The organism is Paraburkholderia sp. RCC_158 (assembly GCF_041355255.1).
In the GTDB taxonomy this organism is placed as follows: domain Bacteria; phylum Pseudomonadota; class Gammaproteobacteria; order Burkholderiales; family Burkholderiaceae; genus Paraburkholderia; species Paraburkholderia graminis.
On the sequence record NZ_JBFUPM010000011.1, the window covers coordinates 141,488 to 166,364 of the forward strand.

A 24,877-nucleotide genomic window follows, 5' to 3' on the forward strand; every position below is an offset into this window, starting at 1 on the left:
GAGATGATCAAAGCCGTTTCGGTCGCCGCCGCACTGTGCGCGGCGTGCCTTTCTTCCGCCTGCGTGCATATTGGCCCCGCGCGCCTGAAGGCCGATCAGGTCGACTATGCCCGCGCACTCGGCGATGCAAAAAAGCGCGAGATTCTCGCGGCCGTGGTCGGCTTGCGCTATGGCGACGCACCGGCGTTTCTCACGGTCAGCAGCATCATCGCGGCCTATACGTTCGATGCCGGCGGCGGCGCGACCGCAAACGTGGGCTCGGGTAGTCAGCCGAACTATGCGCTTGCCACCGGCAGCGTGTCGTACTCGAATCACCCTACTTTCACGTTCACGCCGACCACCGGTGAAGCCTTCGCCTCCGCTTATATCCGGCCGCTCGCGCCGGCGCTCGTGCTGCCGCTCGCCGAAGGCGGCGTTCCGATCGATCTGCTGTTGCGCATTACCGCGCAATCGGTGGGCGGCTTGCAGAACGGCAATGCGCTCGGCGGTGAAAACAGCGCCGGCGCGCCGGGCTTTTTCGAATTGCTGCGCGCGTTGCGGCGTCTGCAACTCGCGGGCGAGTTGAATGTGGAATCGCGCAACACGGGCGACAAGAACGAGCCGATGCGCGTCTTTCTCGTGATGGGCGCAACCACCAGCGGCGACTCGCCGCAAATCACCGCCGACGTCGCGCGTGTGCGCAAGCTGCTGCATCTTTCGTCGAATACGCGCAGCTACGAAATCGTTTACGGACCGTCGTCGGCATGGCGGAAGGCCGACAAGATTCCGATGGTGACACGCTCGGTGCTGGGCATCCTGACCGATCTGGGCGCGCAGGCACAGGTGCCCGCCGAGCGCATCAGCGACGGTTCGACGAAGCCGACCGTGGGCCTGATCGGCGGCGAGACGAGGCCGACCATCGTCATTCATTCGGGCAAGACCGCGCCCGAGAATGCCTACGTGATGATCCCGTATGGCGCGTCGTCGTATTGGGTGGACCGCAACGACTTCGACTCGAAATACGCGTTCACGGTCGTGCAGAATCTGATGGCGCTCGCGGAAGCCGATACGAGCAGCAAGGCGCCCGTCGTGACGATTCCTGCGAATTGAGTTCACGATAAAAAAAACCGGCGGTTTTTACGCCGCCGGCTTGTACTAGCGCATTGCTTGCGCGTTCATCACTCCTGGCTGCGCTTGCTCTGCACTCTTTCAATCTGCTGCTTCGCCGCTTCATAAACATGCTCGGGCGTGAAGCCGAACTTCTTCTTCAGATCCGCAAGCGGCGCAGAAGCGCCGAACGTGTGCATCACGACTTGCGCGCCGAGCCTGCCGACATAGCGGTCCCAACCGAGCGTCGCGGCCTGCTCGACTGCGACTCGCGCGTCGATGTCCGGCGGCAGAACCGCGTCCTGATACGCCTCGTCCTGCCGCTCGAACAGATCCCATGAAGGCATCGACACCACGCGCGCCGCAATGCCCTCGGCCTTCAGCTTCTCGTAGGCGTCGACGCAGAGCGAAAGCTCGCTGCCGGTGGCCATCAGAATGACTTGCGGCTTCTGTCCGTCGGGTGCATCGGCGAGCACATAGGCGCCCTTCTTCACGCCCTCGGCGGATGCATAGCGGCTGCGGTCCAAAGTAGGCAGCGCTTGCCGCGATACGACGATGCACGCAGGACGGCGCTTTTGCGTCAGCGCGACGCGCCATGCTTCGGCCACTTCGTTTGCATCGCCCGGACGCAGCACGGTCAGGCCGGGCACGCCACGCAGCGAGGCCAGTTGCTCGATCGGCTGATGCGTCGGGCCATCTTCGCCGACGCCGATCGAATCGTGTGTGAAGACGTAGATCGCCTCCACTTCCATGATCGCGGACAGGCGAATCGGCGGCTTCATGTAGTCGCTGAAAATCAGGAACGTCGAGCCGAACGGCCGCAGGTTCGACAGCGCGAGGCCGTTCACCACTGCGCCCATGCCATGCTCGCGAATGCCGAAATGCAGATTGCGGCCGCCGTAGTTGTCGTGCTCGAAACTGCCCGCGCCCTCGAATTTCAGATTCGTTTTCGTGGATGGCGCGAGGTCGGCCGCGCCGCCGATCATCCACGGCACGCGCGCGGCAATCGCGTTCAGCACCTTGCCCGACGATTCGCGCGTGGCTATGCCTTTCGGGTCCGCGTCGAAGGTCGGAATGTCGTTGTCCCAACCCACCGGCAATTCATGCGCTTCGATCAACGCGAATTCGCGCGAGAGCTCGGGATACTGCTTGCTGTAGGCATCGTATTTCGCCTGCCATTCTTCGCGCGCCGCCTTGCCGCGCGCGCCGATGCCTGCGGCGAAACGCTCGTGAACGCCGTCGGGCACATAGAAGAATTTGTCTTCGGGCCAGCCGTAAAACTTCTTGGTGAGCGCGACTTCCTGCACGCCGAGCGCCTCGCCGTGCGCGGACGCGGTGTCCTGCTTGTTCGGTGCGCCCCAGCCGATGATGCTGTTGACCACGATCAGCGTCGGCCTGTCGGTAATACTTTTTGCTTCGACGAACGCGGCTTCGAGCGCGGCGGCGTCGTTCGCATCGTTCACATGCAGCGTGTGCCAGTTATAGCCGCGAAAACGGCTCTCCACGTCGTCGCTGTACGCGAGATCGGTGTGCCCTTCGATCGTCACGCGATTGCTGTCGTAGATCCAGATCAGGTTCGAGAGCTTCAGGTGGCCCGCAAGCGACGCCGCTTCGTGCGAGATGCCTTCCATCATGTCGCCGTCGCCGCACAGCGCGTAGACGCGGTAATCGAAGAGCGGCGCGTCGGGCTTGTTGAAGCGGTTCTCGTACCAGCGCGCGGCCATCGCCATGCCGACGCTGTTGCCGAGACCCTGGCCGAGCGGACCTGTGGTGGTCTCGACGCCCGTCGTCATCCGATACTCGGGGTGGCCCGGCGTCTTGCTGTCGATCTGACGAAAACGTTCGATGTCCTCGAGCGACACCGCGGGACCGCCGGTCGGCTTGCCTTCTTCGTCGACGGCCTTCACGTTCGCGAGATGCAGCAGCGAATACAGCAGCATCGACGCATGCCCGACCGACAGCACGAAGCGGTCGCGGTTCGGCCACAGCGGCTCGTCCGGGTCGTAGCGCAAGTGGTTCTGCCACAGGTGATAGGCAACCGGCGCGAGCGCCATCGGCGTGCCTGGGTGGCCGGAATTGGCTTTCTGCACAGCGTCCATCGACAGCGTGCGAATCGTGTTGATGCACAGCTGATCGAGGGCGGGATCGTTTTGCATGGGACACTCCTTGTTCGGCCGTTGGGAGATTGCCCGCGCGCGCTGCCGCGACGTCGCAGGGGAGCGGTGTTCACACGCAACGCATGAACATCGCCCAGGCGTTGACGATGATGCGCCGATGCGCGCAAATGTGCACGCGGCGTGACATCGCGGGGCGTTTACGGGGGGCTTGCACACGCGCTTGCGGATTCGGACATCAGCCGCACTTCGCGCACCGCTGATATCCGGTGCACTGAACGCACTAGCGGCATTCAGCCGCGCCAAGCCAGTGCTCGCAAAGCGGGCCGTGCTTGCCGTCGACGGGGTCCATCGGCGGAAACGGCAATGCGTGCATCGCCGCCAGTTCCTGCGGCGTGAGCGCGTCGCGGCGAATGTCCCACTGCTGGCCCGCCGGATAGCCGGCCACGACACGAAAGTGTCCCTCGAACGATTGCAGGCAATGGCCGGTGCCGGCGGGCAGCAGCAAGACGTCGCCGGCAGAAATGCTCACCACTTTCCCGCCCGGTCCGCCGACGATCACTTCGGCCGAACCCTCGCTGACGCCGAGCACTTCGTGCGCGGTCGAGTGGAAATGATGGTAGTCGAAGATGCCGTCGCGCCACTGCGGCGGCCACTGGTTGCGGCCGAACAGCACTTCGAAGGCGGCGGCAAGATCGCCGATGGCCGGATCGACCGCTTGCCGGTAAATCACGACCGGCAGCTTGCGGTTATTCGGCACCCAGTCGTGCGGTTCGAGCATGAAGGCTTCGTACTCGGTTTGCGCGGCATCGAACGCGTGTATCGAGTCTTGGCGCGAGCCTTCGGGCGAGTTTATGTGCGAACTTTCGTGCGGGTTTCGGTCCATACATGGCTCCTGTGCGTAGCGTGGCCGGTCCGGCAATCGCATGCCGGACACGGACGATCTTGCACTGCCGCATAAAGCGCGCCCGCTCGCGCGGCGCGTTCAACCGCCGCCGATGCCTTGCAGCACTTTCCCCGTGCCGCCGCACACCGTGCATTGCTTTCCTTCCACTTTGCCGGTGCCGTGACACGCGCGGCAGATGTCTTCGCCGACGCCGGGCGCGTCGGGGGGCGCTTCATCGCCGGGATTGAGGGGTTCGTTGTCCTGTTGCATGTGTCTCTCCGTTCGGTTTGACGCGATCAGTTCTTGTGCGACGCGCGCCCGCCGCCGCCCGCGGGCTCGCCGTGCGTGCCGGTGCCCAGCGGCACCTCGGCGGTTTGCTCGGGGTGCTCGTTCGAGCGCGGCGGATTCGTTTGCCGATCGACGCCCGTCTGCACGACCGGTTCGATGCCGAGCGGACTCGGCTCGACGTATTGCTCGCCGCTCGGCTTGTTGCGCTCTTTGACTTCCGGCGCGAGGTCGGCAGTGGCGGAATCGTCGCGGCGTGCGTCGAGTTGCGGGTCACGTTGTGAATCGGCTTGCGGATCGCGTTGCGGATCAGGTTGCGTGTCTTGCTGCGTGTTGGGCTGCATGGCGCTCTCCATTTTTATCGGCTACTCCGCTATGCCAGCAACATACGGACCCCATCACGCGAAGCCCGCGTTCTCTCGACACACCGCACGCATGCGCGCGCGGGTTGGGCACGGCCATTGCATCGAACAGGCTGAAGCTTCGGATTCATCTTTGTAAAAAGGAGCGCCTCATGACAGTCACCACCATTCGCGTGTCCGATACGGAAGTGCAAGTCGAGCGAACGCTTTACACGTTCTCGCAAAAGAGCGACGCGGACGCATTCGCGCAATGCGTAATAAACGATTCCATCGACGTGTGTTATCGCAGCCATCCGCCGCTGTCGGCGCGTCCCGTGGTCCCGGACGAACATCCCGACGATCCGAACCGCGGCAGCACGATCTCGCCTTCGTTAGGCGGAATGCCTTGACGAGTGCGAGCGCGCTGTCGTCACTTTTCCGGCGAAGCCCGGTCGGCGGCGACGATCTGCTTGCCGTACTCGATGGCGGCGCGGCGCGCCTGGTCCGCCGTCTCGTAGGGCCCGATCTCGGGAGCGCCGTCGAACGGAAAAAGAATTCTCCTGTCCGCTTTGCGGACAACCTTCAGTCCACCTACGTAACGGCCGTCGCCTGTTCCGTGATAGCTGGCGAAAATCTCGAACTCGCCGTCGGCGACGTCGGCCTTGTGTCGCGCCATGTGTATTTCCTTGTCCCTGTACCCGCTGCTCGGGGAGCAGCCCACGCTGTGCCGCGTCATGCTCCGCGCATGCCGCGTGACGGAACGGAGCAACGTCCGTTCCACGCGCGAAAGCCGCTACGCAAAAGGCGATGGAGGAATCAGAGAGGCGTGCGCATTGCGCGCAAAACACGAACGATGACGGAGGTCACGATGATTCTATGGGAGCCGCACGACGCAGCCACTTTTGTCATGCACACGCCGACGCCGCCCGAGATAGACCCGGAAGCGCCGCCGCCGCCGAACATCGATCCCGATCCGCCGCCCGCGCCGGACGATGATCCAGGCGGCCCGCCGCCGGGCGCGCCGGAAGGCGATCCGCCCGCGGCGCCACCGCCGCTGCATGCGCTGCGGCCTGGCGTGCGGCGGGCTTGAATTCGCTTCGCGGTTCGTGTGTTTTGTGTGTTTGACCAAGACGCGCGGACGCACAGCGCAACGTGAAAGCGGCGCGCTAAAAATCGCGCGCCGCTAACCCACATAGCAAATCAGAACTGATGCAGCATGCCGACGTAAGCGCCGGTCTGCGATTCGCCGACGAGCGGGTTCGTGTTGTTCGCCGCATCGCGCGGCGAAGCCTGCAGCGAAAAGTTCGAGTTGCCGCTGTTCCGCACATAGCCCACGGTGCCGTAGACGAACGTGCGCTTCGACAGGTTATAGGTGGTGCCGAGCACGTACATCATCGCGTGGCCGGACGGATCGTGCGCGGCATCTCCGGTGCCGTCGCCGACCTTCACGTAGTAGCCGCCCGCGGTCACCGCCCAGCGCGGCTGGAAGTTGTAGGTCGCGCCGAGCCAGTAATGGTCGGCGGTGTCGGCCACACCTGCGGGCGAATCGGGCGCCGAGTAATGCGTATAGGCGCCCTGAATCTTCACCGCGTCGAAATGCACGTTCGCGCCGACAAAGTACTCGCGCGAACTCTGGAAGATATTCGAGAACCGGCCATTGCTGTCGCGCAGTTCGTCGTAGATGCCGCGTACGTCGAAGAGCTGCGAATGATAGGTCAGCATGATGCCGTCCGAGCGGCCGAACTCGCCGCTCGCGCCGCTGTTGAAAGCGCCCGGCTGATTGCCGAATGCGTACTGCGCCTGCACGTCAAAGCCCCAGAAATTCGGGCTGTGATATTCGACGTTATTACTGGTTTGCTGCCAGTTGCGTCCGCGCACGAGCGACGCCGACGAAAACGCCTGCTGCACGAAGGGATCGAATTCCCACACGCCGTCGCTGTCGATGAAAAGATTGCGGCCCGCTTGCAGCGTGCCCCACGTCTGGCTGCTCAGGCCCGCGAATGCGCGCCGCGACCACAGGCGTCCGCCGCTCGTCGTGCCGTCCATCACCTGCAGACCGGTCTCGAGATTGAAGATCGCCTTGAGTCCGCCGCCCAGTTCCTCGCTGCCCTTCAGGCCGAGCATGCTGGTGCCCCAGTCGCCGCCTTCACCGCGCCAACGGCTCGAATTTCCGCCCGCGCCGTTGTCGATGTGATTCATGTATTCGATGCCCGCGTCGAGACGGCCATATAGCGTGACGCTCGTTTGACCATATGCAAGCGGGCTTGCGACCGCGAGTGCGGCCACCAGTTTTGTGTGTAATCTCATTGTCTCGCCGTGAGTTTTTATGATGCTTCTTGTGACGCTGTACTGGGCAACGCGGGGGCAAAGCAGAGGCAAAACCAGGAGTAAGACCAAGACACAATTGCCGCCGAACTATAGGCGATGCAGCGCCCGTTCACTATCCGTTTTTCGCAATAGATTTTTGCGGCGCGCTCAATGGAGGGCGGCTTATTTGCTCACCGCCGGCTGCATCGTCGCAATCGGAATGAGAAATTCGGAGAAGCCGGTCAGCATGATCTGCACGCCGATGCACAACAGCAGGAACGACGACACGCGCATCGCCACCTTCGTGCCTTCCGTGCCGAGATACCTGGCGAAGACGTCGGAGCGGCTATAGACCACATAGACGGTAAGCGCAACCGCGAGCGAGATCACCACCGAGGCGATACCCGACAGCACGAATTCCGAGAGCTTATGCGTGCGGTTCGCGGTGAGCGCAATGGCCGTGGCAATCGAGCCCGGCCCGGTTGTGAGCGGGATGGTCAGCGGGAAGAAGGCGCGCGCCTTCGCGTTCTCGGCGTCGACGCGCTTCACGCCCGGCTGTTCGGCGGGCTGCGTGTCGGGCGCATTGAGCATTTGCCAGCCGCCGACCGCGACGGCCAGCCCGCCGCCGATGCGCAGCGCCTCCATCGAAATGCCGAAGAAATGCAGAATCGGCGTACCGATGAAAAACGCCACCAGCAGCACGCACACCACATTGATCGCGATCTTTCTGGCGAGCACCCTGCGCTCTTCGGTGGTCAGCGAAGCCGTCCGGTCCAGAAAGACAAAGGCGACGCCGATCGGGTTGATGATGCTGATGAGCCCCGTGAAGCCAAACAGAATGTCCGAGATCAGGCTTTCGATCATATGCGATCCGTGTTGTGCGGCGGCCCGGCATGGCGGCTGCTCAGCCGGAATCATATCGCGGCGCGATATAAGTTCGCGGAAAATGCGCGGACGCGCGGCATTGCAATGCGGCCTTTGCTCACGAGCCTGGCGCATTGCAATGCAACAAGCGGATCTGCCGAGCGCCGATCGATGCGCGCGCAACTTTCAGACAGCCTACATTTATTTTGAACTGCTTTACGCGACCAAAGCATCCGGCATACAGTCGCCAGCGAAGCCGCAGTTTCAACGAGATCTACTCACCGTTCGAGGAGTTGCCCCATGTTGCTTCGTGTACTCGCCGCGCTGCCGTTCATCGGCATTCTGCTCGGTGTTCCGTTTGTGAACCGCGTCGAGCCGCTGCTGCTCGGCATGCCGTTCGTGCTGGGATGGATCGTCGCGTGGGTGGTGTTGAGTTCGATCATCATGGCGATCATCTACCGTCTCGATCCGTCGAACCGGCAGATCGCGGCGGACAGCGAGGAGGTCCGCCCATGAGCGCACTCGTCATCATTGCAGCGATTACGCTGTTTGCGCTGTTTCTGGGCGTGCGCGCCAGGCATGGCCACGACATGAGCCTCGAGCAATGGACCGTGGGCGGCCGCAGCTTCGGCACCGCCTTCGTGTTCCTGCTGATGGCCGGCGAGATCTATACGACGTTCACGTTCCTCGGCGGCAGCGGCTTTGCATACGGCAAGGGCGCCCCTGTCTACTACATTCTGGCGTATGGCACGCTCGCCTACATTCTTTCGTACTGGATGCTGCCGCCCATCTGGCGTTATGCGAAACAGCAGCGCCTCGTTTCGCAGCCGCATTTCTTCACGCGCAAATACGAGAGCCCCGCGCTCGGCACGCTCGTCGCGCTGGTCGGGGTGGCCGCGCTGATCCCCTACCTGGTGCTGCAACTGAAGGGTTTGGGCATCATCGTCGCGACCGCTTCGTATGGCGCGATTTCGTCGACGGCGGCGATCTGGATCGGCGCGGCCGTGGTCACCGTGTATGTGATCGTCTCGGGCGTGCGCGGCTCCGCGTGGAATTCGGTCGTCAAAGATCTGCTGATTCTCGCGATCGTCCTATTCCTCGGTATTTATCTGCCGCTGCACTACTACGGCGGCCTCGGCGAGATGTTCCATGCCATCGACACCGCCCGCCCCGGCTTCCTGACTTTCCCGGCGAAGGGCTCGAGCGTGACGTGGTTCCAGTCGACCGTGCTGCTCACGGCGCTCGGCTTTTTCATGTGGCCGCACACGTTCGGCTCGATCTTCACCGCGAAAGACGAGCGCATTTTTCGCCGCAACGCGATGGTGCTGCCGCTGTATCAACTGATTCTGCTGTTCGTGTTCTTCGTGGGCTTCGCGGCGACGCTCAAGGTGCCGGGGCTGAAAGGCGGCGACATCGACCTGTCGCTGTTCCGTCTTTCGTTGCAGACCTTCGACCCGTGGTTCGTCGGCGTGATCGGCGCGGCCGGCATTCTGACCGCGCTGGTGCCGGGCTCGATGATTCTCACGTCGGCGTCCACGCTGCTTGCCAACGACGTCTATCGCGGCATGGTGAACCGCAATGCGTCCGACGCTACGGTCGCCAACCTCGCGCGCGTGCTCGTGCCGGTCGTCGCGCTGGTCGCGGTCGCCTTCACGCTGCATGGCGGCGAGACCATCGTGGCCTTGCTGCTGATGGGCTACAGTTTCGTCACGCAACTCTTTCCTGCGGTGATCTGCAGTCTCTTTCCGCGCAACCGGGCGACCAAGCAAGGCGCGTTCTGCGGCATCCTCGCGGGCGTGGCCGTCGTTGCGATCACTACGACGATGCACCTGACCATCGGGCAATTAATGCCCTTCCTGCCCGACGCGATGAAAGACGTGAACATCGGTTTCGTCGCGCTGGCGGTCAACGTGATCGTCTTCGTCATCGTGAGTGTGATGACGCAAAGCGGACGCGTCGAGCACACGCACGCATCGGCGCATTGATACGGACGGCGCACGCCGCCTGCGAAAGCCGTCGCCTCGCGCGACGGCTTTTTTTATTGCGCTCGACGAACGGACGTCAAAAGTACACCCGCGTGAAAAATCGGCGGGAGCGCGACCGCCCTAACCGCTGAAACATTCGCATCGACGCTGCCCGCGAAGAACGACGTACTGGGCACAGCGCTTGCTGTTTTATGGCCCTGTGTTTCCGCCGCACTGCACAAGTGCATATCGCGTCCTCTGGGGGCCACCTTGCCGCTTAACGTTCTACTTGTCGCTTCCGAAGCCGTGCCTCTGGCCAAATCCGGCGGACTCGGCGACATGGTCAGCGCCTATGCCGCCGCGTTGCGCGACGCGGGCGTCGACGTCTCTATCCTGATGCCCGCCTATCCGTCCGCGCTGGAACGCGCCGTCGACATCGCCCCAGTTGCGCGCATGACCGGCCTGCCCGGCGGCGACGCGCGCCTGTTGCGCGGGCGGATGCCCGACACCGGCGTGACGGTGCTGCTGCTGCAAATGGATCATCTGTTTGCACGCGAAGGTCTGTACCGCGATCCGCAAGGACGCGACTACCTGGACAACCTCACGCGCTTTGCGTCGCTCGCCGCCGCGGCGACGCGCGTGGCGCGCGGCGTTCGCAATCTGAGGCGCCCCGACATCGTGCACGCGCACGATTGGCATGCAGGTCTCACGCCGCTTTATATGCGCCTCGCGGGCGTGGCCGCGAAAAGCGTGTTCACGATTCACAACCTCGCATTCCAGGGCAACCATCCGCTCGCAATGGGCGGCTGGATCGGCGTGCCGCCCGAATTGCTCGTGCCCGCGTTGAGCGACGAGCGCAGCATCGAATTTTACGGATCGCTCAGCATGATGAAGGCCGGCATCGTACACGCGGATCGTGTCACGACCGTGAGCCGGCGCTATGCGCGCGAAATCCTCACGCCCTGCTTCGGTCACGGAATGGAAGGTGTGTTGCAGGCGCAGGCGGCGAAGCTGTGCGGCATCGTCAACGGCATCGACATGTCGGTGTGGAATCCCGCTCGCGACGAGTACATTGCCCGCGCCTATTCGGTCGACGACACCGCCGGCAAGCAGGCCTGCAAGCGCGAACTGCAACAGGCATTCGGTTTGACGCGCGAGCCGTTCGCGCCGCTTGTGGCGATCGGCAGCCGTCTCACGGAACAGAAACTCGCCGATGTAGCGATACGCGCACTGCCCATGTTGCTCGAGCAGCATCCGCGTTTGCAGTTTGCGATCCTCGGCCAGGGCGAGCGCGCTTTCGAACACGCGATGCGGGAACTGGCCGCAGCGTGGCCGGGCCGTGTGGGTGTGCAGATCGATTACGACGAGCGGCGCGCGCATATGCTGCACGCGGGCGCGGACATGCTGCTGCACGGCAGCCGCTTCGAGCCTTGCGGACTCACGCAGCTCTATGCAATGCGTTACGGCACGATTCCGGTGGCCTCGCGAGTGGGCGGCCTCGCGGATACGATCGTCGATTACGCGCCGCATGAAGCGCGCGACGAAGATTGCGCGACCGGCTTTCTATTCGACGGCCAGCATCCGCACGACATCGTGCATGCCGTGGGCCGCGCGCTTGCCGCATTCGCGCAGCCGTCGTCGTGGCATGCGTTGCAGCGCAACGCGATGAGCCGCGACTCGAGCTGGGAAGTGTCGACGTCGAACTATCTCGCGTTGTATGCGGATCTCGTCGATGCACGTCCCGCAGTACACGACACGCGCGTTCGCAAGACGCCTGGCCGCGCGAGAACGGCGAACGCTGCCGGCGCGCGGCAGGTTCGCCGCGGCCGCGATGAAGCGTTCAATGCGGGTGTCGAGGAGATGGTGAGAAGCGCGTGATGTAAGGCACAGCGGTGAAGCGCAGCGTTGCCTCACTGCTCGCGCCCGCGTGATGCGAACGCGTAACCGTCCTTGCCGCTGCGCTTGACCTGGTACATGGCTTCGTCGGCGGCAACCACGAGGCGGCGATAGTCGTCGACGAGATCGGGATAACTCGCGATGCCGATGCTCGCGCGAACCATGCCCATGCCCATCTGTTCGTCGGTGCGAACCACGCAGCCGATCAGCCGCTGCGCGATGTGGCGCAGTTCGTCCTGCTCGGAGAATTCGCGCACCAGCACCGCGAATTCATCGCCGCCGATCCGCGCGACGACATCGTCCTTGCGCACCGATTCGCGAAAGCGCTTCGAGACTTCGATGAGAAACTCGTCACCGACGCGATGACCCAGCGAATCGTTGACCTTCTTGAAGCCGTCGAGATCCATATACAGCACGGCGATCTTGCGCAGCCTCGCGCCGGTCGACACCTGAGTGGCGGCCTGCTCCAACGCAGCAACGAGCTTGCGCCGGTTCGCGAGGCCCGTCATCGGATCGTGCAGCGCCGCGTGTTCGAACTCGTGCGACTGCCCGGCCAACAGACGATTGCGCTTCGCATACATGCCGAGCGCCGTCAGCAGCATGCAGAAAAGCAGCGCCGCGACGGCGAGCAACATCCGCGCGACGAGCGTGATCCGCTTGCGCATGTCGGCGCTTTCGGCGTCGCGTCGCGCGTGCCAATACGACGACGCGTCGTGGAGCAACGTGTCCATCTGCGCGAGCGTGGTATCCGGCAACAGCACCGATGAAGGAATCCGCGGCGAGCCCGCCGGACTCGCATTCACCAGCGCGGCAAGCGACGCGAGGCGCCGCGTCAGTTCGGCGCGCGCGTCGCGATAACCCGCGGCCGCGGACTCATGCGCGCCGGGCACCTCGTCCCACACGCCGACGCGCGCGCGCGCCGTCTCGGCCCGCTCGACCGCTTCGAGCACGAGACTCGCGTATTCCTGTTTGACGTGATCGGAGAACACGGTCCTGATCTGCATGGCCAGATACAGCAGGCCGACCAGCAGGCACAGCAGCGACGCCACGGCGACGGTGGCGGGACCGAGCGTGAGCCGCCAGCCGTTGGCACGCGGCAGGCCCGGGCGCGACGCGAACAGCGGCTCAGGGATGGGAGTAGAGGTCTTGCTGGCTTCCGCTGCCATGTTGTCGATAGCTTATGCGTCGAAAGAACGAACCCATTTTGGTGAAGAGATTGCCTTTGCGCCGCGCGCCGTTTGCCGACGCGCGCCGTTCCTGCGGTGCGTATTTGGCTTCGCGCGCGGGACGGCTCGATGCAAGCTCCGGCGCGGGCGCTTCGGCCGGGCCCGCGGTGGCTTGCATCGCGGGACGCGCAGCGCCTCGCGCAGCCGCCAACGTCGAGGGCGCGTCGGCGCCGTCGTCCGCGAGCACCTCTTCGACCTCGTCTTGCTGCGGACGTATGATCTGGCCGGCCCACGTCGACGGCTTGCGATTGTCATCGGCAGTGGATGCGGATGCTTGCGCCGGCATTGCGGGCAAGTCGAGCAGTGCGATGGAGTCGGCGGGCGTGTTGGGTGCAACGGCGGGTGCAGTGACAGATGCAGTGGCGGGCGCAGAGCCGGGACTTCGCGCAGGTGCCCCGATCGCGGACGTCACGAACGGCGTGGTCGCGACCGATGCTGCCGAGGGCGTGGTCGTCGCTGGTCGCGTATCCGGCGCATTGCCGTTCACCTCCGACGATTTCGCCAGCACCGTTGCCGCGTTGCCCGGCGCCGGCATGCGCAATGCCTGGCGCGCGCGGGCGATGGCCTCCGCATAAGTCTGCTGATCGCTATTGAACCAGACGCTATAAGCGACCGTGCCGACGACGCCGAACGCCAGCGCGCTCGCTGCCGCCACGCACAGCGCAAGACGTCCGAAGCGGGGGGCCGTGCCCGTCACGTCCGCGGCGTCGCTCTCGCGCGCTGCATCGTCGTAGTCTCCGCGAACAGGAGGCAAGTCAGGATCGTTGTACATCGTAATACGCTCCGCAATTCTTCCGTCTGACGCTCCATCAGGCCTGGATCACACAATTCGCACGGTCGATGCAAACGCTGCTGGAAGAATGTAACTCTCTCGTCCGATAGCGACAACACGACGGGCTCTGCTTCGAACGTCTGTTCGGCAGATCGCATTCGAGCCTGGAAAAGCAGGTAAAACGTTCAACGCCGCATGCATATGCGACACACTTTAGTGCCTCGATGGGGGCAAGTCCCGCTGCGAAAGCCCGCCGCGCATGGCGATGAAACCAGCGGCGGATGCGGGGGCTCCCTTCCATGCAAAAATCGGGCCGGTCATGGCCGATTTCGACGAACGCCGCGCGGACAGACTTCAACCCTTCGCGCCACGACGCGCACGGAAATGGTTGCGCCCTCCACCAAATCGAGAAATTTTCTCGCGACGTCGTGCGTGAGCGCAAGCAGGAGATGCTGGCTGCGATGATGCAACGTCGACGCAATGTCGTTTTCGCTCCTCTCGTCTGGTGCGGCCAAACGATGGCGCGTTTCGACGAGATTTCGGCACAAAAACGCTATGGTGAAAACGGCACGCCTCGCGGTTCATCGACACGAGTTCCCAGTTACTGAACGGTGATCGTCTCCTTCATGTTCGGATGAATGCCGCAAAACACGTTGTAGACGCCAGGCTTGTCGAAGCGAAACTGATACGTGTCGTTCTGATCGAGCGCGGCCGAGCGGAAGATGCCCGCGTCGTTGACGACCGTGTGCGGCTCGCCGTCGAGATTCTTCCAGGTGACGGTGGACCCGGCTTTGACGGTGAGCGACATCGGCGAAAACATGAAGTCCTTGATGACGATCTGGTTGGGCGTTTCCGCCCAGGCCGACAGTGCGCCGGCGCCCGCGATGACCGCGACGAACGTGACAGATGCTGCGCCGGCAGCAAGCCGAAACCATCCGCGGCGAATGAAATTGTTCTGCATGACTGATCTCCATGAAGCGGGCATTGGCGCTACGAGACGAGCGTCGCGTCGGCGAGCGTCGCGCTGAGCGGATGACGCGCGATGGTGACGCTCGTCACGCCGAGCATCCTCGGCAACTGGTCGTCGGCGACCTTCATCGGGCCGGGACCCGAGCCCTGTCCCGCGGCCGGCTGCGGATAAGCCGTGGAGCGCGCGGTATGGAACGTGACGTTGCCCTCCACCTTCGACACGATCTGATGGATATGTCCGTTCAATACGGTCACCGAGCCGAAGCGTTTCAGATAGCTCAGCGCCTCGCCAGCGTCGCCGGTGCCCCAGCCCCACGGCTCGTAAATCGTCCACATCGGCATGTGTGCGAACACCACGATCGGCGTGCTGGACGAGCGCGCCTTCAGGTCGTTTTCGAGCCACTTCAATTGTTCGTCGCCGAAACTGCCGAGGCCGTTCGGCTTGAAGTGCATGACATTGACGAGACCCACGAAGTGCACGCCTTGATGGTCGAAACTGTAGTAACCCCTGTTATTCGACGCCTTGCCGAAGCGCTGGAAGTACTCGGCTCCGGGCCCGTCGGTGACGTCGTGCTCGCCGGGCACGGTATGCAGTTCGGTGACGGGCAGTCCCGACAGCAACTGCGCGGCGAGATCGAATTCGGACGCTTTCGAAAGATGCGTGATGTCGCCGGTATGAATGGCGAGCGCAGGTTTGACGGGCATCGCGTTAACGAACTCGATGGTCTGCTTCAGCGTGCCCGCCACATCGGGGTTGGCTTCCTTGTTAAAGCCGATATGCGTATCGCTGATCTGAAGAAAGAGCGGCACGCCGCTCGCCGCGGCCGGTTTGCCGTCGGCGGCGAGTGCGAGTTGAACCGGCGTCAGCACGCCGCCGGCAAGCACGAACAGCGTGCCCGCGCCGCCGAACGCGAGACATTTGAGCGCGCCGCGGCGCGATGGATCGAAGGGATGGGACGACATGTTGGCCTCACGATGACGGGCCACCGACAGCGCGCCGGCTTATCCAGCGTTCTTCGGGCCCGGTTCGTCAGGCATGACTGCGGCCGCGCGGAATTTATTCCCGGCGGCCGCGAATCTTCAACATTGTCTTCAACATTGCAGCGCTACCGTGCAGTGGCCGGCATCGCGCGAACGACGCCGGCCGTGCTGCGGATCGGCTTACTCGCCTTGAGCCTTCTGGCGCAGCTTGCCCTGATAACGGATCGTCGGACGCAGCGATTGCGTGGTCGGCGCCGGTGCCTTCAGCAACTGGCGGGCAACCATCGCATTCGACGAACTGAGCGAGCCGATGCTCGATTCACGCGACGGGTCCGCGAGACCATGCGCGACGAGCAGCTTGGCTTCGAGTTGCAGGCTCGTCAGCAGCACCGGGTCCTTCAGTGCGCTGCTTTGTGCGAGCAACTGGCTCCACGCGTTGTTGCTGTAGTTCGTCACGTAGTAGTCCAGGCCGCTCGGATCGGCCAGCACCGCGGAACAGCCGTTCAGCCGCAACTGCGTTTGCAGGTCCTTCATCGCGACCGTCTTGCGCGAGGCGAGTCCGTCGCCATAAGCAAGCGTCAACGGAATCGTCCACTGCGTGCCGGGATACTGGTTCTGATTCGGGAACGGCGACTGTTTGAGCGTCACGATGGTCTGGTTCGTCGTCAGATCGCACTGCGTGTCGAGCGAGATCAGCGGTACGCCGGTTTGCCGCACGAAGCTGTCGCCGATCGCGACCATCGGCTCGCCGCTCGCCTTCGCGAGTTCGTCCCACAGGCGCTTGGGCGTCACGTTGCCGAGCGAATAGTCCGCGAGATACTGCTGCAGACCCTTGCGCATCGTTTCCTCGCCGAGATAGTTCTCGATCGTCTTCAGAACATGGCCGCCCTTGTCGTACGTGAAGGCGCTTGCGCTCAGCACGAAGTCGTTGGACGCCCAGCCGTTGAAGTTCGGCTGCACAGGGAACGACGTCGACTTGAGATCGGCGTTGATGACCGCGTACTTGTTCTTCACGTCGTCGACCCAGCTAAAGCGGTCGGGGAAGAAACGGACCTTGGTCTTGTTCTCGAAGAACGTCGCGAACGATTCGTTGAGCCACACGTCGTCCCACCAGTCGAGCGTAACGAGATCGCCGAACCACTGATGCGCCGCTTCGTGCGTGAGCACCGTCACGCCGTAATCGGACATGGTGGTGCCAGGCGCGGGCAGGATGTCGTCGGCGAATTCCAGAATCGCGCCCCAGTTCTCCATGCCGCCGAAGTTCAGGTCCTTCTGCTCCTTGAACGCGTCATTCGCGGCGACCGTGTCGAACTTCGTAAGCGGCAACGGGATGCCCGTGTAGCGATAGTAGTAATCGAGCGCCTGCTTGGTCTGCTGCATCGCGGGCTTGGCCCAGTCACGCATGCCGGGCGGCGTGAAGATGCGCAGATGCAAGCCCTTGCCGTCCGGCAGCGGACTCGTGAAATCGTCTTCGAGAATATCGAACTGACCGCCGCCGAAGAACAGCAGATACGACGGCATCGGCGGCGTCTTTTCGAACGACACCAGCTTGTAGCCGCTATCCACGTTCACCGCCGGCTTTTCGGCTGCGTTCGACACGACGTTCCAGTTCTGCGGCACTTCGGCGCTCACCTCGTAGGTCGGCCGGAATGCCGGCTCGTCCCAGCCAGGGAACCATTGCCGCGCGAGATTCGACTCGCCTTGCGTGAGAATCGCGCCGCTCGTGGTGCCGTCGGTCGACTTCAGATCGACGCGGAACACGCCCTCGGCCGCCGAGCAGCCGGGATAGTGGTCGTCGCCGCAACTGCCGCCCGTTTTCGCCACCGGGTCGTCATAGCTCTTGAAGTTGATGATGCCGCTCCACTCCATGTGCAGCGAGTAGTTGCCCGCGGCGATCTGGCCGCTGACAGGCCGCAGCTGATAAAAATCGCCGTCGTCCTGCGGCGTGGCGATCAACGCGATGTTGCCCGGTTGAAGCGTGATCGTGCCGTTGGTGAACTTGACGCGATGGCCGGCAATCGTGATCGCGTTGACCGGCTTGAGCACCTTGATCTGCACGTCGGCGCGGCCGTCGAACGAGGAAAGCGCCGGGTTCGGCCTGAACCACAGCTTGTAGTTGATCGGCGTGACCGTGTTCGGCAATTCGACCGGCTGCACGGTCTTGTCGATCGATGTATTCGCCAGCACGGCGCTCGCCGGCGGCACCAGCGGAACGTCGGATGCGGCCGTTGGAGCTTGCGCGGATTTGCCCGTCAACGAAGCCGAGCCGTCGCCTCCTCCGCAGCCGGCCATTACCATTATTCCGGCTAACGCCAGGCACTGCACCTGTAATCGGAAATTAATACGCATTTTTAATCCTCGACTGACAATATCGGTATAAGGAAAGTGCGTTGAGTCACTTCAGCCGTGTTTCTTTTTTCAGCGAAAAAGGTCTCCCGCACTAGCACCGAATTGCTAGCGAGAATATATGGACGTGTTATGTCCTCAGCACTAATGGCTGATTTTTAAAGCGGAAACTCGTTTATTACAAAACTTTCAGAAAGACGATTAAAGCCGCCCTTGCGGATCGACGGGTCAAGCGCAGCCCGCCTGCTCTTCCGGGTGCAATGCAATAAAACAGGATCAGTATTGACGACAGTGCGTAGCCTAGTTTGGCAAACGTTACCGTGTCAACTTCCTTTCACAATCTTTCTTCGATTGGCGCGCGCCGTATGCAAAGCGAATGCCTTAAGTAATCGGCCTGAGTTAATACTCTAAATAGCGGGATTTTCGCCCGGGACTACGGAAAATTTTTTATTTTCCGGGTGCGGGATGTGATAAGCGGAGATGAGCCAGCCGATTGGAAAACCGGTGGCGAATTTGTACTAGCTATTGAGTCCAGCGGGCGGGTTCGGTGGATAAGCCGAGCCGCGCGCGATCGTCATAGGTCATGGCAACGATCGCGCGGCACATGCGTTTGCTCAGGCTGCTGCCGCCTCGGTCTGCCGCGAAGGAAACGGATTGCGCCACGCTTCCAGTTCGTTCAGCCGATCGTGCCAGCGCACGACACTCGGAAACTCGCCGAGCGGCATCGCGGCGCGCGACGCATACGGCAACGTGACGGCGACCGAGAAGTCGGCAATGCTCATCGCGTCGCCGAGCAGCCACTTCCGGTTCTCGAGATGCCGGTCCAACACCGCTGCGTGCTTGCGAAACCAGCCTTGCGCTTCGGCGATCTTCGCGCTGTCGGGTCCGCCGAGTCCAATAGCGGGCTTGATCAGGTGCTCGAAGTAAAGCGTTCCGCCGTGGCGATAAAAATGCTGGCTATTCCAGCTCAGCCAGCGCAGCGCGTCTGTCTGCTGCTCGGCGTTCTGCGGCCACAGCGGCGATTGCGCACGTTGCGCGAGATGGCAAATGATCGCGTCGGCTTCCCAGATGCTTCGCTCTCCGTCGACGAGGCACGGCACTTTGCCGTTCGGATTAATCGCCAGATAAGCGGGCGCAACGTGCTCGCCCTTGCCGAGGTCAACGAAAACATATTCGATTTGCAACCCTAAATAACGCGCAACTGCGCAAGCCTTGCGAGGGGCCAGCGTTTCTGAATAGTAAAGCTGCATGTGACGTCTCCGTGTGAGTTCACTCCATTCGATGTTGCCTCTTCAAGCGCTTCAAACTCCTGTGCTGCCGAGTTCCGCGATCAATGCATCGAGCTTCTCGAACGCGCCTTTCCAGCCTGCATCGTGACCATCGCGCGCGGCTTCGTCGAAGAACTGCGAGTGCGTGAAATTCATTTCCGTGCCTTCGTCGACGGGACGAAACGTGATCGTCACGAGCGAGCGGCGCTCGGGCAGCGTCACCCACTGCCACGTGAACACGAGCTTGCGGTCGGCCTCGACTTCCTGATATTCGCCGCGGCAATCATGCGTTTCGCCGTCGAGCGTCTGGAACACCACGCGAAAACGGCCGCCCACGCGCGGATCGGCTTCGGCGCTCAGCACCGGCCCGGCGTCGGGGCCCCACCAGCGCGCCATCAACTCCGGTCTCGTCCACGCGGCATAGACTTTCTGCGGCGGCGCCTTCAGGCGCCGTACGATCGTCAGGCTCGGCTTCTGCATATTCACTCCTCTCCTTCGACAAAATCGGCGAGCCGGTCGAGGCTCGCGGACCAGAAGCGCTCATAGCGTCTGAGCCACGCCATCGCCTCCTCCATTGGGCCGGCCACCAGGTCAACCGACACGGTCCGCCCATGCTTGGCGCGCGTGATGAGCCCGGCGTCGCTCAGCACGTCGAGATGCTTCATGACGGCGGGCAGCTTGAGCGGCAATGGGCGTGCGATTTCCGTGACGGACAGGCCCGGCTCCCGCTCGAGGCGGACGAGGATGGCCCGCCGCGTGGGGTCCACCAGCGCGGAAAACGTACGATCGAGTTGACTGACAGGAGACTTCACCATGTGGTGAACTATAGAGACTCGGCGCGCGGTGTCAAGGTGTTCTATGTCTACTTTTTCTCGGAGCTTGAGACCGGGGAATTGGCGCGGCGCTGAGCAACGTATCCAACCTCGCCTGCGCCGCGAACCGCGATCAGCTCGTCAGCGCGTTGCGCTTGCTGGCGGGCACGCTGAAAGATCGTCCGCGCGCGCCGTTCGGCACGATTTGACGCGCTACGTGCGTAGCGGTCTGAAGAAGCTGCGGATCTCGGCGGCCAGCAGATCGGGCTTCTCCATAGCGGCGAAATGGCCGCCGCCCGGCATGTCCGTCCACTGCGCGACGTTGAAGGTTCGTTCGAGCCAACTGCGCGGCGGATGGCTGATCTCTTTCGGAAAGCGCGCAAAGCCGACGGGCGGCACGACGCGCTGGCCTTCGGCAAAACGCATCGGCTGAAGGCGGTTCTCCCAATACATCTGTATGGCCGGCCCGATGCATTGCGTGTACCAGTAAAGCGAAATGTTGGTCAGCAACTCGTCCTTCGAAAACACGCGCTCGACGTCGCCTTCGCAATCGCTCCACGCGCGAAATTTTTCGGCGATCCAGGCGGCGAGTCCAACGGGCGAATCGTTCAGCGAAGCGGCGAGCGTCAGCGGCTTCGTCGCGTGCATGTGGGCATAGCCGCCTTCGAGTGCGGCCCAGTCGTTTTTCTCGCGCAAAAAGCGCTCTTCTTCCGATGTCAACGGTCGTTGCGCCGCGCCGATTGCCGGCTCGTAGGAACTCGGCAGGAAGTTCAAATGAACGCCGTCGACAGCCTGCGGATGCCGCGCCGCCAGCGCAAGCGATACGCCCGCGCCAAGGTCGCCGCCTTGCGCGCCGAAGCGCCGATAACCGAGGCCGCTCATCAGCGACACCCAAAGATTCGCGACCTGAAACGCCGACGTGCCGGGTTGCGCGGGCGCCGGCGAAAACGCGAAGCCAGGCAGCGAAGGCACCACCACATCGAACGAATCCGCGGGATCTCCGCCGAACGCCGCGGGATCGCAGAGCCGTTCGAGCAGCGCCTCGAACTCGACAAACGAACCGGGCCAACCATGCGTGACGACGAGCGGATAAGGCGCGTGACCCACGCCGCGCCGATGAATGAAATGCACGCGCTGTCCCTGCACATCGGCGATGAATTGCGGCTGCCGGTTCAGGCGCTGCTCGGCCGCGCGCCAGTCGAACTGGTTCGCCCAATAGTCGACGAACTCGCGCAGCCATGCCGGGTCGATGCCCTGCTGCCATGCGGGCGACGGCGTCGCGGGCGCCCAGCGCGTTGCACGAATACGTCGGTGAAGATCGTCGATGTCGGCATCGGGCACGGCGATATGAAACGGTTCGATTTGCATGGGCGTCATCCAGGTTGAAGTAGCCGATAGCGCACTGCCGAGCCGCGAGACTCGCGGCAATGCGCTCGCGTGAACCACGAAATTATCGGCATGGTACACAATGGCCGCATTTCCGTTTCGTGCGCTGGAGATCGACATGCTGGGAGCGCTCGCCGCCCTGCTTCTATTTCAATGCCTTGGAGAAGGCGTGTCTTACGTATTCCACTTGCCGGTGCCGGGCCCGGTGATCGGCATGCTGTTGCTGTTCGGCTTCATCATGATGCGCCCGCAAACGGCGGACGCAATCGAGCCGACCGCGCTCGAATTGCTGCGGCATCTGTCGCTGCTGTTCGTGCCTGCGGGCGTCGGCATCATGGTGTCGGCAAGCCGCATTCGCGGCGATGCCGTTGCGGTGATCGTCTCGATTGCCGTCAGCACGACGCTGGCGATTGCAGCGGCCGCGCTGGTCACCCGCGCGTTGATGCGCCGGCAGCAGCGCCGGCAACCACACGATCGCGCCGATACGGAGGCCGCACAATGACCGCGTTACCCAAGCTCGGCGCGATCTGGGTCTATCTTGCGGCAAGCCCGCTGCTCGGCCTCACCATCACGTTGATCGCGTATCTGATCGCGCAGACGTTGTATGCGAAGGCGCGTTTCAATCCGCTCGCCAATCCGGTGTTGATCGCGGTGGCGCTGCTGGTCGCGGTGCTCGAGATCACGGGCACGCCGTACGCCACGTATTTCGAGGGCGCGCAGTTCGTGCACTTCCTGCTCGGTCCCGCGACGGTCGCGCTCGCGTTGCCGCTCTATCGTCAGTGGCCGAAGCTGCGGCGCTATGCGTTGCCGCTGTTAGGCGGGCTCGTCGCCGGCTCGTTGACCGCGATCGTGTCGGCGATCGGCGTGGCCGCGCTGTTCGGCGCATCGCATCAAACGCTCGCGTCGCTCGCACCCAAATCCGCGACGACGCCGATCGCGATGGCCGTCGCGTCGGAAATCGGCGGGATTCCGTCGCTGACCGCAGTGCTCGTCATATCGACGGGCGTCTTCGGCGCGGTCTTCGCGCGTGCCATCCTCAACGCGCTGAAGATCGCAGAACCCGAAGTGCGCGGTTTCGCACTCGGCATTGCGTCGCATGGCATCGGCACGGCGCGCGCCTTCCAGGTCAGCGAGCAGATGGGCGCGTTTGCAGGGCTCGGCATGGGGCTTAACGGCGTGTTCACCGCGTTCGTGGTTCCTGTGCTGATGCCGGTTGTTGCACGCTGGTTGGGTGCGTGAGCGAAGGTTTCTTTCATGCTTCAGAAACAGATTAGCCCGTGAATCAAGGGCTAATCTGAAACACGCCGGCGCGCTTAGCTCCGCATCGCGGACAGCAACGGCGTCGACTTAATCATTAACTAATTCGCCATCCGAACTAAACAAAGAGCGCGGCCAGCAAGCGCTCGCGACACCTCATCAGAACGCTGCCCACCCATTCGTCCCGCATAGTTTGAAGCGCCGTCTGTTTTATGCCATGCTAGCCACGCCCCAAAAGAATCATCACGGCTAGTCATCAAAAGAGAGGGCGTGAGAGGCGACCAATCCTGTTGTCCATTCCTCAGGAGGAGACATGATTGTGTCATCGCAAGCGCGCAGCATTCGCTGTGCCGGACGCGTGCCCGGCGTCGCCGGTTTCCCCGCTTCTTTATCGCAGCCTTCCCTTCCCGCCGCGCGGTTCAAGTATCTGCATCGCGCGGCCGCCGTGTCGAGCTTCGCTTTCCTCATCGGCCTGTCATCCGTCTGTCACGCCGACACGCAGGTCGGCGGCACCTTGCCGCCCGCGCCGGACATACTCTATGGCGACCTGTTCGTGGCCGTGCAAACGGCGCAGATCTATCCGGACCAGAAGACCTTCGTCGATGCAACGCCGAATGCGGATCCCGCCGCAATCGTGCAGCTTTATCACCAGCAGAGGAGCAAGCCCGGCTTCTCGCTCGCGAACTTCGTGAACCAGTACTTCACGCCGCCGAGCGAGCCGGTCATCACGCCGCCCGCGAATCAGACGCTGCGTGAGCACATCAACTGGCTGTGGCCCGCGCTCACACGCACGACCATGAGCGCGCCGCCGAACAGCTCGCTGATTCCGTTGCCGAAGCCGTACGTGGTGCCCGGCGGACGCTTTCGCGAAGGCTACTACTGGGACACCTACTTCACGATGCTGGGCCTTCAGGAAGCGGGCCGCGAAGATCTCGTCGACAACATGCTCGACAACTTCGCGTACATGATCGACACGTTCGGCCATATTCCCAACGGCAATCGCACGTACTACCTCGACCGTTCGCAGCCGCCCTTCTTCTCGCACATGGTGGAGCTCGCGGCCAAGGTGGAAGGACGCGGCGTCTATCAGAAGTACCTGCCGGCGCTGCGCAAGGAATACGGCTACTGGATGCAGGGCGAAAGCTCGACGCCGGCCGGATCGGCGACGCGCAACGTGGTCGTGATGCCCGATCGCACGGTGCTGAACCGCTACTGGGACGAGCTCGACACGCCCCGCGACGAGTCCTATCTTGAGGACATTCAGACCGCGCAAAAGGCAACCGGGCGCAATCCTAACGACGTGTACCGCGAACTGCGCGCCACCGCCGAAAGCGGCTGGGATTTCAGCTCGCGCTGGTTCGGCGACAACATGACGCTCGCGACGGTGCGCACCACGTCGATCATTCCCGTCGATCTCAACAGCCTGATGTTCCACCTGGAGATCACCATCGCGAAGGGCTGCGGCGAGACGCGCGATTTCCGCTGTGTCGGCGAATTCGCGGGACGCGCGGCGAAGCGCGCGCTCGGCATCAATCGCTACTTGTGGAACGCGAACGGCTACTACGGCGACTATGACTGGCAACTCGCCAAACCGCGCGACAACAAAACCGCGGCGATGGTGTTCCCGCTGTTCGTCGGCGCCGCGTGGCCGGATCGCGCGAAAAAGACCGCGCAGCAGGTGCAATCGACGTTGTTGCAACCAGGCGGCCTCGTCACCACGACGTACAACACCACGCAGCAGTGGGATGCGCCGAACGGCTGGGCGCCGTTGCACTGGGTCGCGATCCAGGGCTTGAAGCGGTATGGCCAGGACGCGCTCGCGCAGCAGATCGGCACGCGCTTTCTCGCCGACGTGAAAGGCGTCTATGCGTCGGACAAGAAGCTCGTCGAGAAATACGTAGTGGAAGGCGCAGGCACGGGCGGTGGCGGCGGAGGCGAATATCCGCTTCAGGACGGCTTCGGCTGGACGAACGGCGTGACGCTGAAACTGCTGGACCTGTATAGCCCCGGCGAGTGAGTTCGCCGCGACGCGAGGAGACCAGAGGCTGGCGGCAGACTTCCGGGACCTGGAAACACTGTATAAAAACACAGTATAATGACAGGCATGAACCCGTCAT

26 protein-coding genes are annotated in these 24,877 nt (G+C 63.0%); 10 read left to right on the forward strand and 16 right to left on the reverse strand.

What is annotated here, in order from left to right:
- Positions 1–3: 3 nt before the first annotated feature.
- Positions 4–1,089, forward strand: coding sequence for a hypothetical protein (locus AB6809_RS21710; RefSeq protein WP_192699000.1), 1,086 nt, complete (start codon positions 4–6; stop codon positions 1,087–1,089).
- A gap of 68 nt (positions 1,090–1,157) precedes the next feature.
- Here AB6809_RS21710 and tkt read toward each other — a convergent pair whose 3' ends face one another.
- The 4 genes from tkt to AB6809_RS21730 all read right to left on the reverse strand — a co-directional run bounded on the left by tkt (position 1,158) and on the right by AB6809_RS21730 (position 4,715).
- Positions 1,158–3,242 (reverse strand): transketolase, encoded by a 2,085-nt coding sequence (gene tkt / locus AB6809_RS21715; protein ID WP_371027134.1) that lies wholly within the window; start codon positions 3,240–3,242, stop codon positions 1,158–1,160.
- A gap of 241 nt (positions 3,243–3,483) precedes the next feature.
- Positions 3,484–4,086 carry a cupin domain-containing protein gene (locus tag AB6809_RS21720; protein WP_371027136.1) on the reverse strand — a complete coding sequence of 201 codons (603 nt, stop codon included), beginning with the start codon at positions 4,084–4,086 and terminating at the stop codon, positions 3,484–3,486.
- Between the two features lie 99 nt (positions 4,087–4,185).
- A complete protein-coding gene (locus tag AB6809_RS21725) occupies positions 4,186–4,356 on the reverse strand; it encodes a hypothetical protein (protein WP_006047046.1) in 171 nt (56 codons plus the stop codon).
- Positions 4,357–4,382: 26 nt separating this feature from the next.
- On the reverse strand, positions 4,383–4,715 hold the full coding sequence (locus AB6809_RS21730; RefSeq protein ID WP_006047045.1) for a hypothetical protein: 333 nt from the start codon (positions 4,713–4,715) through the stop codon (positions 4,383–4,385).
- A 170-nt stretch (positions 4,716–4,885) separates the two neighbouring features.
- On the opposite strand from AB6809_RS21730, the gene AB6809_RS21735 reads away from it, so the two are divergent.
- A complete protein-coding gene (locus AB6809_RS21735; protein ID WP_006047044.1) occupies positions 4,886–5,122 on the forward strand; it encodes a hypothetical protein in 237 nt (78 codons plus the stop codon).
- A 20-nt stretch (positions 5,123–5,142) separates the two neighbouring features.
- Here the strand turns inward: AB6809_RS21735 and AB6809_RS21740 are convergent, their stop codons facing one another.
- A complete protein-coding gene (locus AB6809_RS21740; protein WP_006047043.1) occupies positions 5,143–5,388 on the reverse strand; it encodes a DUF6723 family protein in 246 nt (81 codons plus the stop codon).
- 192 nt (positions 5,389–5,580) lie between these two features.
- On the opposite strand from AB6809_RS21740, the gene AB6809_RS21745 reads away from it, so the two are divergent.
- Entirely contained in the window at positions 5,581–5,802 is a 222-nt protein-coding gene (locus AB6809_RS21745) for a hypothetical protein (protein ID WP_371027137.1), read from the forward strand.
- Positions 5,803–5,912: 110 nt separating this feature from the next.
- On the opposite strand, the gene AB6809_RS21750 is transcribed toward AB6809_RS21745, so the two are convergent.
- Both AB6809_RS21750 and AB6809_RS21755 read right to left on the reverse strand, forming a co-directional pair.
- Positions 5,913–7,019, reverse strand: a complete 1,107-nt coding sequence (locus tag AB6809_RS21750; RefSeq protein ID WP_006047041.1) for a porin — start codon at positions 7,017–7,019, stop codon at positions 5,913–5,915.
- Between the two features lie 183 nt (positions 7,020–7,202).
- The gene (locus tag AB6809_RS21755) at positions 7,203–7,883 is read right to left on the reverse strand and encodes a MarC family protein (RefSeq protein WP_006047039.1); all 681 of its coding nucleotides are present in this window, start codon (positions 7,881–7,883) and stop codon (positions 7,203–7,205) included.
- Positions 7,884–8,183: 300 nt separating this feature from the next.
- Here AB6809_RS21755 and AB6809_RS21760 point away from each other — a divergent pair, with 300 nt between their 5' ends.
- The 3 genes from AB6809_RS21760 (at position 8,184) to glgA (ending at position 11,725) form a co-directional block, all read left to right on the forward strand.
- A complete protein-coding gene (locus AB6809_RS21760) occupies positions 8,184–8,399 on the forward strand; it encodes a DUF3311 domain-containing protein (protein ID WP_006047038.1) in 216 nt (71 codons plus the stop codon).
- The gene (locus tag AB6809_RS21765) at positions 8,396–9,868 is read left to right on the forward strand and encodes a sodium:solute symporter (RefSeq protein WP_029970579.1); all 1,473 of its coding nucleotides are present in this window, start codon (positions 8,396–8,398) and stop codon (positions 9,866–9,868) included. Before AB6809_RS21760 ends, AB6809_RS21765 begins: the two co-directional genes overlap by 4 nt.
- 249 nt (positions 9,869–10,117) lie before the next feature.
- The gene (gene glgA, locus AB6809_RS21770; protein WP_029970578.1) at positions 10,118–11,725 is read left to right on the forward strand and encodes a glycogen synthase GlgA; all 1,608 of its coding nucleotides are present in this window, start codon (positions 10,118–10,120) and stop codon (positions 11,723–11,725) included.
- Between the two features lie 32 nt (positions 11,726–11,757).
- On the opposite strand, the gene AB6809_RS21775 is transcribed toward glgA, so the two are convergent.
- Complete coding sequence (locus AB6809_RS21775) at positions 11,758–12,909, reverse strand: GGDEF domain-containing protein (RefSeq protein WP_029970577.1); 1,152 nt, start codon at positions 12,907–12,909, stop codon at positions 11,758–11,760.
- The gene (locus AB6809_RS21780) at positions 12,869–13,741 is read right to left on the reverse strand and encodes a hypothetical protein (protein WP_371027138.1); all 873 of its coding nucleotides are present in this window, start codon (positions 13,739–13,741) and stop codon (positions 12,869–12,871) included. Before AB6809_RS21780 ends, AB6809_RS21775 begins: the two co-directional genes overlap by 41 nt.
- A gap of 299 nt (positions 13,742–14,040) precedes the next feature.
- Between AB6809_RS21780 and AB6809_RS21785 the strand changes: the two genes are divergently transcribed.
- Complete coding sequence (locus AB6809_RS21785) at positions 14,041–14,349, forward strand: hypothetical protein (protein ID WP_035570365.1); 309 nt, start codon at positions 14,041–14,043, stop codon at positions 14,347–14,349.
- Here AB6809_RS21785 and AB6809_RS21790 read toward each other — a convergent pair.
- From AB6809_RS21790 to AB6809_RS21820, 7 genes are all read right to left on the reverse strand, one after another.
- Positions 14,343–14,702 (reverse strand): cupredoxin family copper-binding protein, encoded by a 360-nt coding sequence (locus tag AB6809_RS21790; protein WP_029970574.1) that lies wholly within the window; start codon positions 14,700–14,702, stop codon positions 14,343–14,345. The two genes, AB6809_RS21785 and AB6809_RS21790, sit on opposite strands and share 7 nt — an antisense overlap.
- Before the next feature lie 29 nt (positions 14,703–14,731).
- Entirely contained in the window at positions 14,732–15,673 is a 942-nt protein-coding gene (locus AB6809_RS21795; protein ID WP_029970573.1) for a metallophosphoesterase, read from the reverse strand.
- Positions 15,674–15,871: 198 nt separating this feature from the next.
- Positions 15,872–18,040, reverse strand: a complete 2,169-nt coding sequence (locus tag AB6809_RS21800; protein ID WP_029970572.1) for a M1 family metallopeptidase — start codon at positions 18,038–18,040, stop codon at positions 15,872–15,874.
- A 611-nt stretch (positions 18,041–18,651) separates the two neighbouring features.
- Entirely contained in the window at positions 18,652–19,287 is a 636-nt protein-coding gene (locus AB6809_RS21805; protein WP_371027139.1) for a glutathione S-transferase family protein, read from the reverse strand.
- Positions 19,288–19,338: 51 nt separating this feature from the next.
- Positions 19,339–19,785 carry an SRPBCC domain-containing protein gene (locus AB6809_RS21810; protein WP_029970570.1) on the reverse strand — a complete coding sequence of 149 codons (447 nt, stop codon included), beginning with the start codon at positions 19,783–19,785 and terminating at the stop codon, positions 19,339–19,341.
- 2 nt (positions 19,786–19,787) lie between these two features.
- Entirely contained in the window at positions 19,788–20,120 is a 333-nt protein-coding gene (locus tag AB6809_RS21815; RefSeq protein WP_029970569.1) for a helix-turn-helix transcriptional regulator, read from the reverse strand.
- A gap of 210 nt (positions 20,121–20,330) precedes the next feature.
- A complete protein-coding gene (locus AB6809_RS21820) occupies positions 20,331–21,485 on the reverse strand; it encodes an epoxide hydrolase family protein (RefSeq protein ID WP_371027140.1) in 1,155 nt (384 codons plus the stop codon).
- 136 nt (positions 21,486–21,621) lie between these two features.
- Between AB6809_RS21820 and AB6809_RS21825 the strand changes: the two genes are divergently transcribed.
- The 3 genes from AB6809_RS21825 (at position 21,622) to treA (ending at position 24,777) form a co-directional block, all read left to right on the forward strand.
- Positions 21,622–22,005, forward strand: coding sequence for a CidA/LrgA family protein (locus AB6809_RS21825; RefSeq protein WP_006047025.1), 384 nt, complete (start codon positions 21,622–21,624; stop codon positions 22,003–22,005).
- Positions 22,002–22,742 (forward strand): LrgB family protein, encoded by a 741-nt coding sequence (locus AB6809_RS21830; RefSeq protein WP_006047024.1) that lies wholly within the window; start codon positions 22,002–22,004, stop codon positions 22,740–22,742. The genes AB6809_RS21825 and AB6809_RS21830 overlap by 4 nt, the downstream gene beginning before the upstream one ends.
- Positions 22,743–23,073: 331 nt before the next feature.
- Positions 23,074–24,777 (forward strand): alpha,alpha-trehalase TreA, encoded by a 1,704-nt coding sequence (gene treA / locus AB6809_RS21835; RefSeq protein WP_029970566.1) that lies wholly within the window; start codon positions 23,074–23,076, stop codon positions 24,775–24,777.
- Positions 24,778–24,877: the final 100 nt, after the last annotated feature.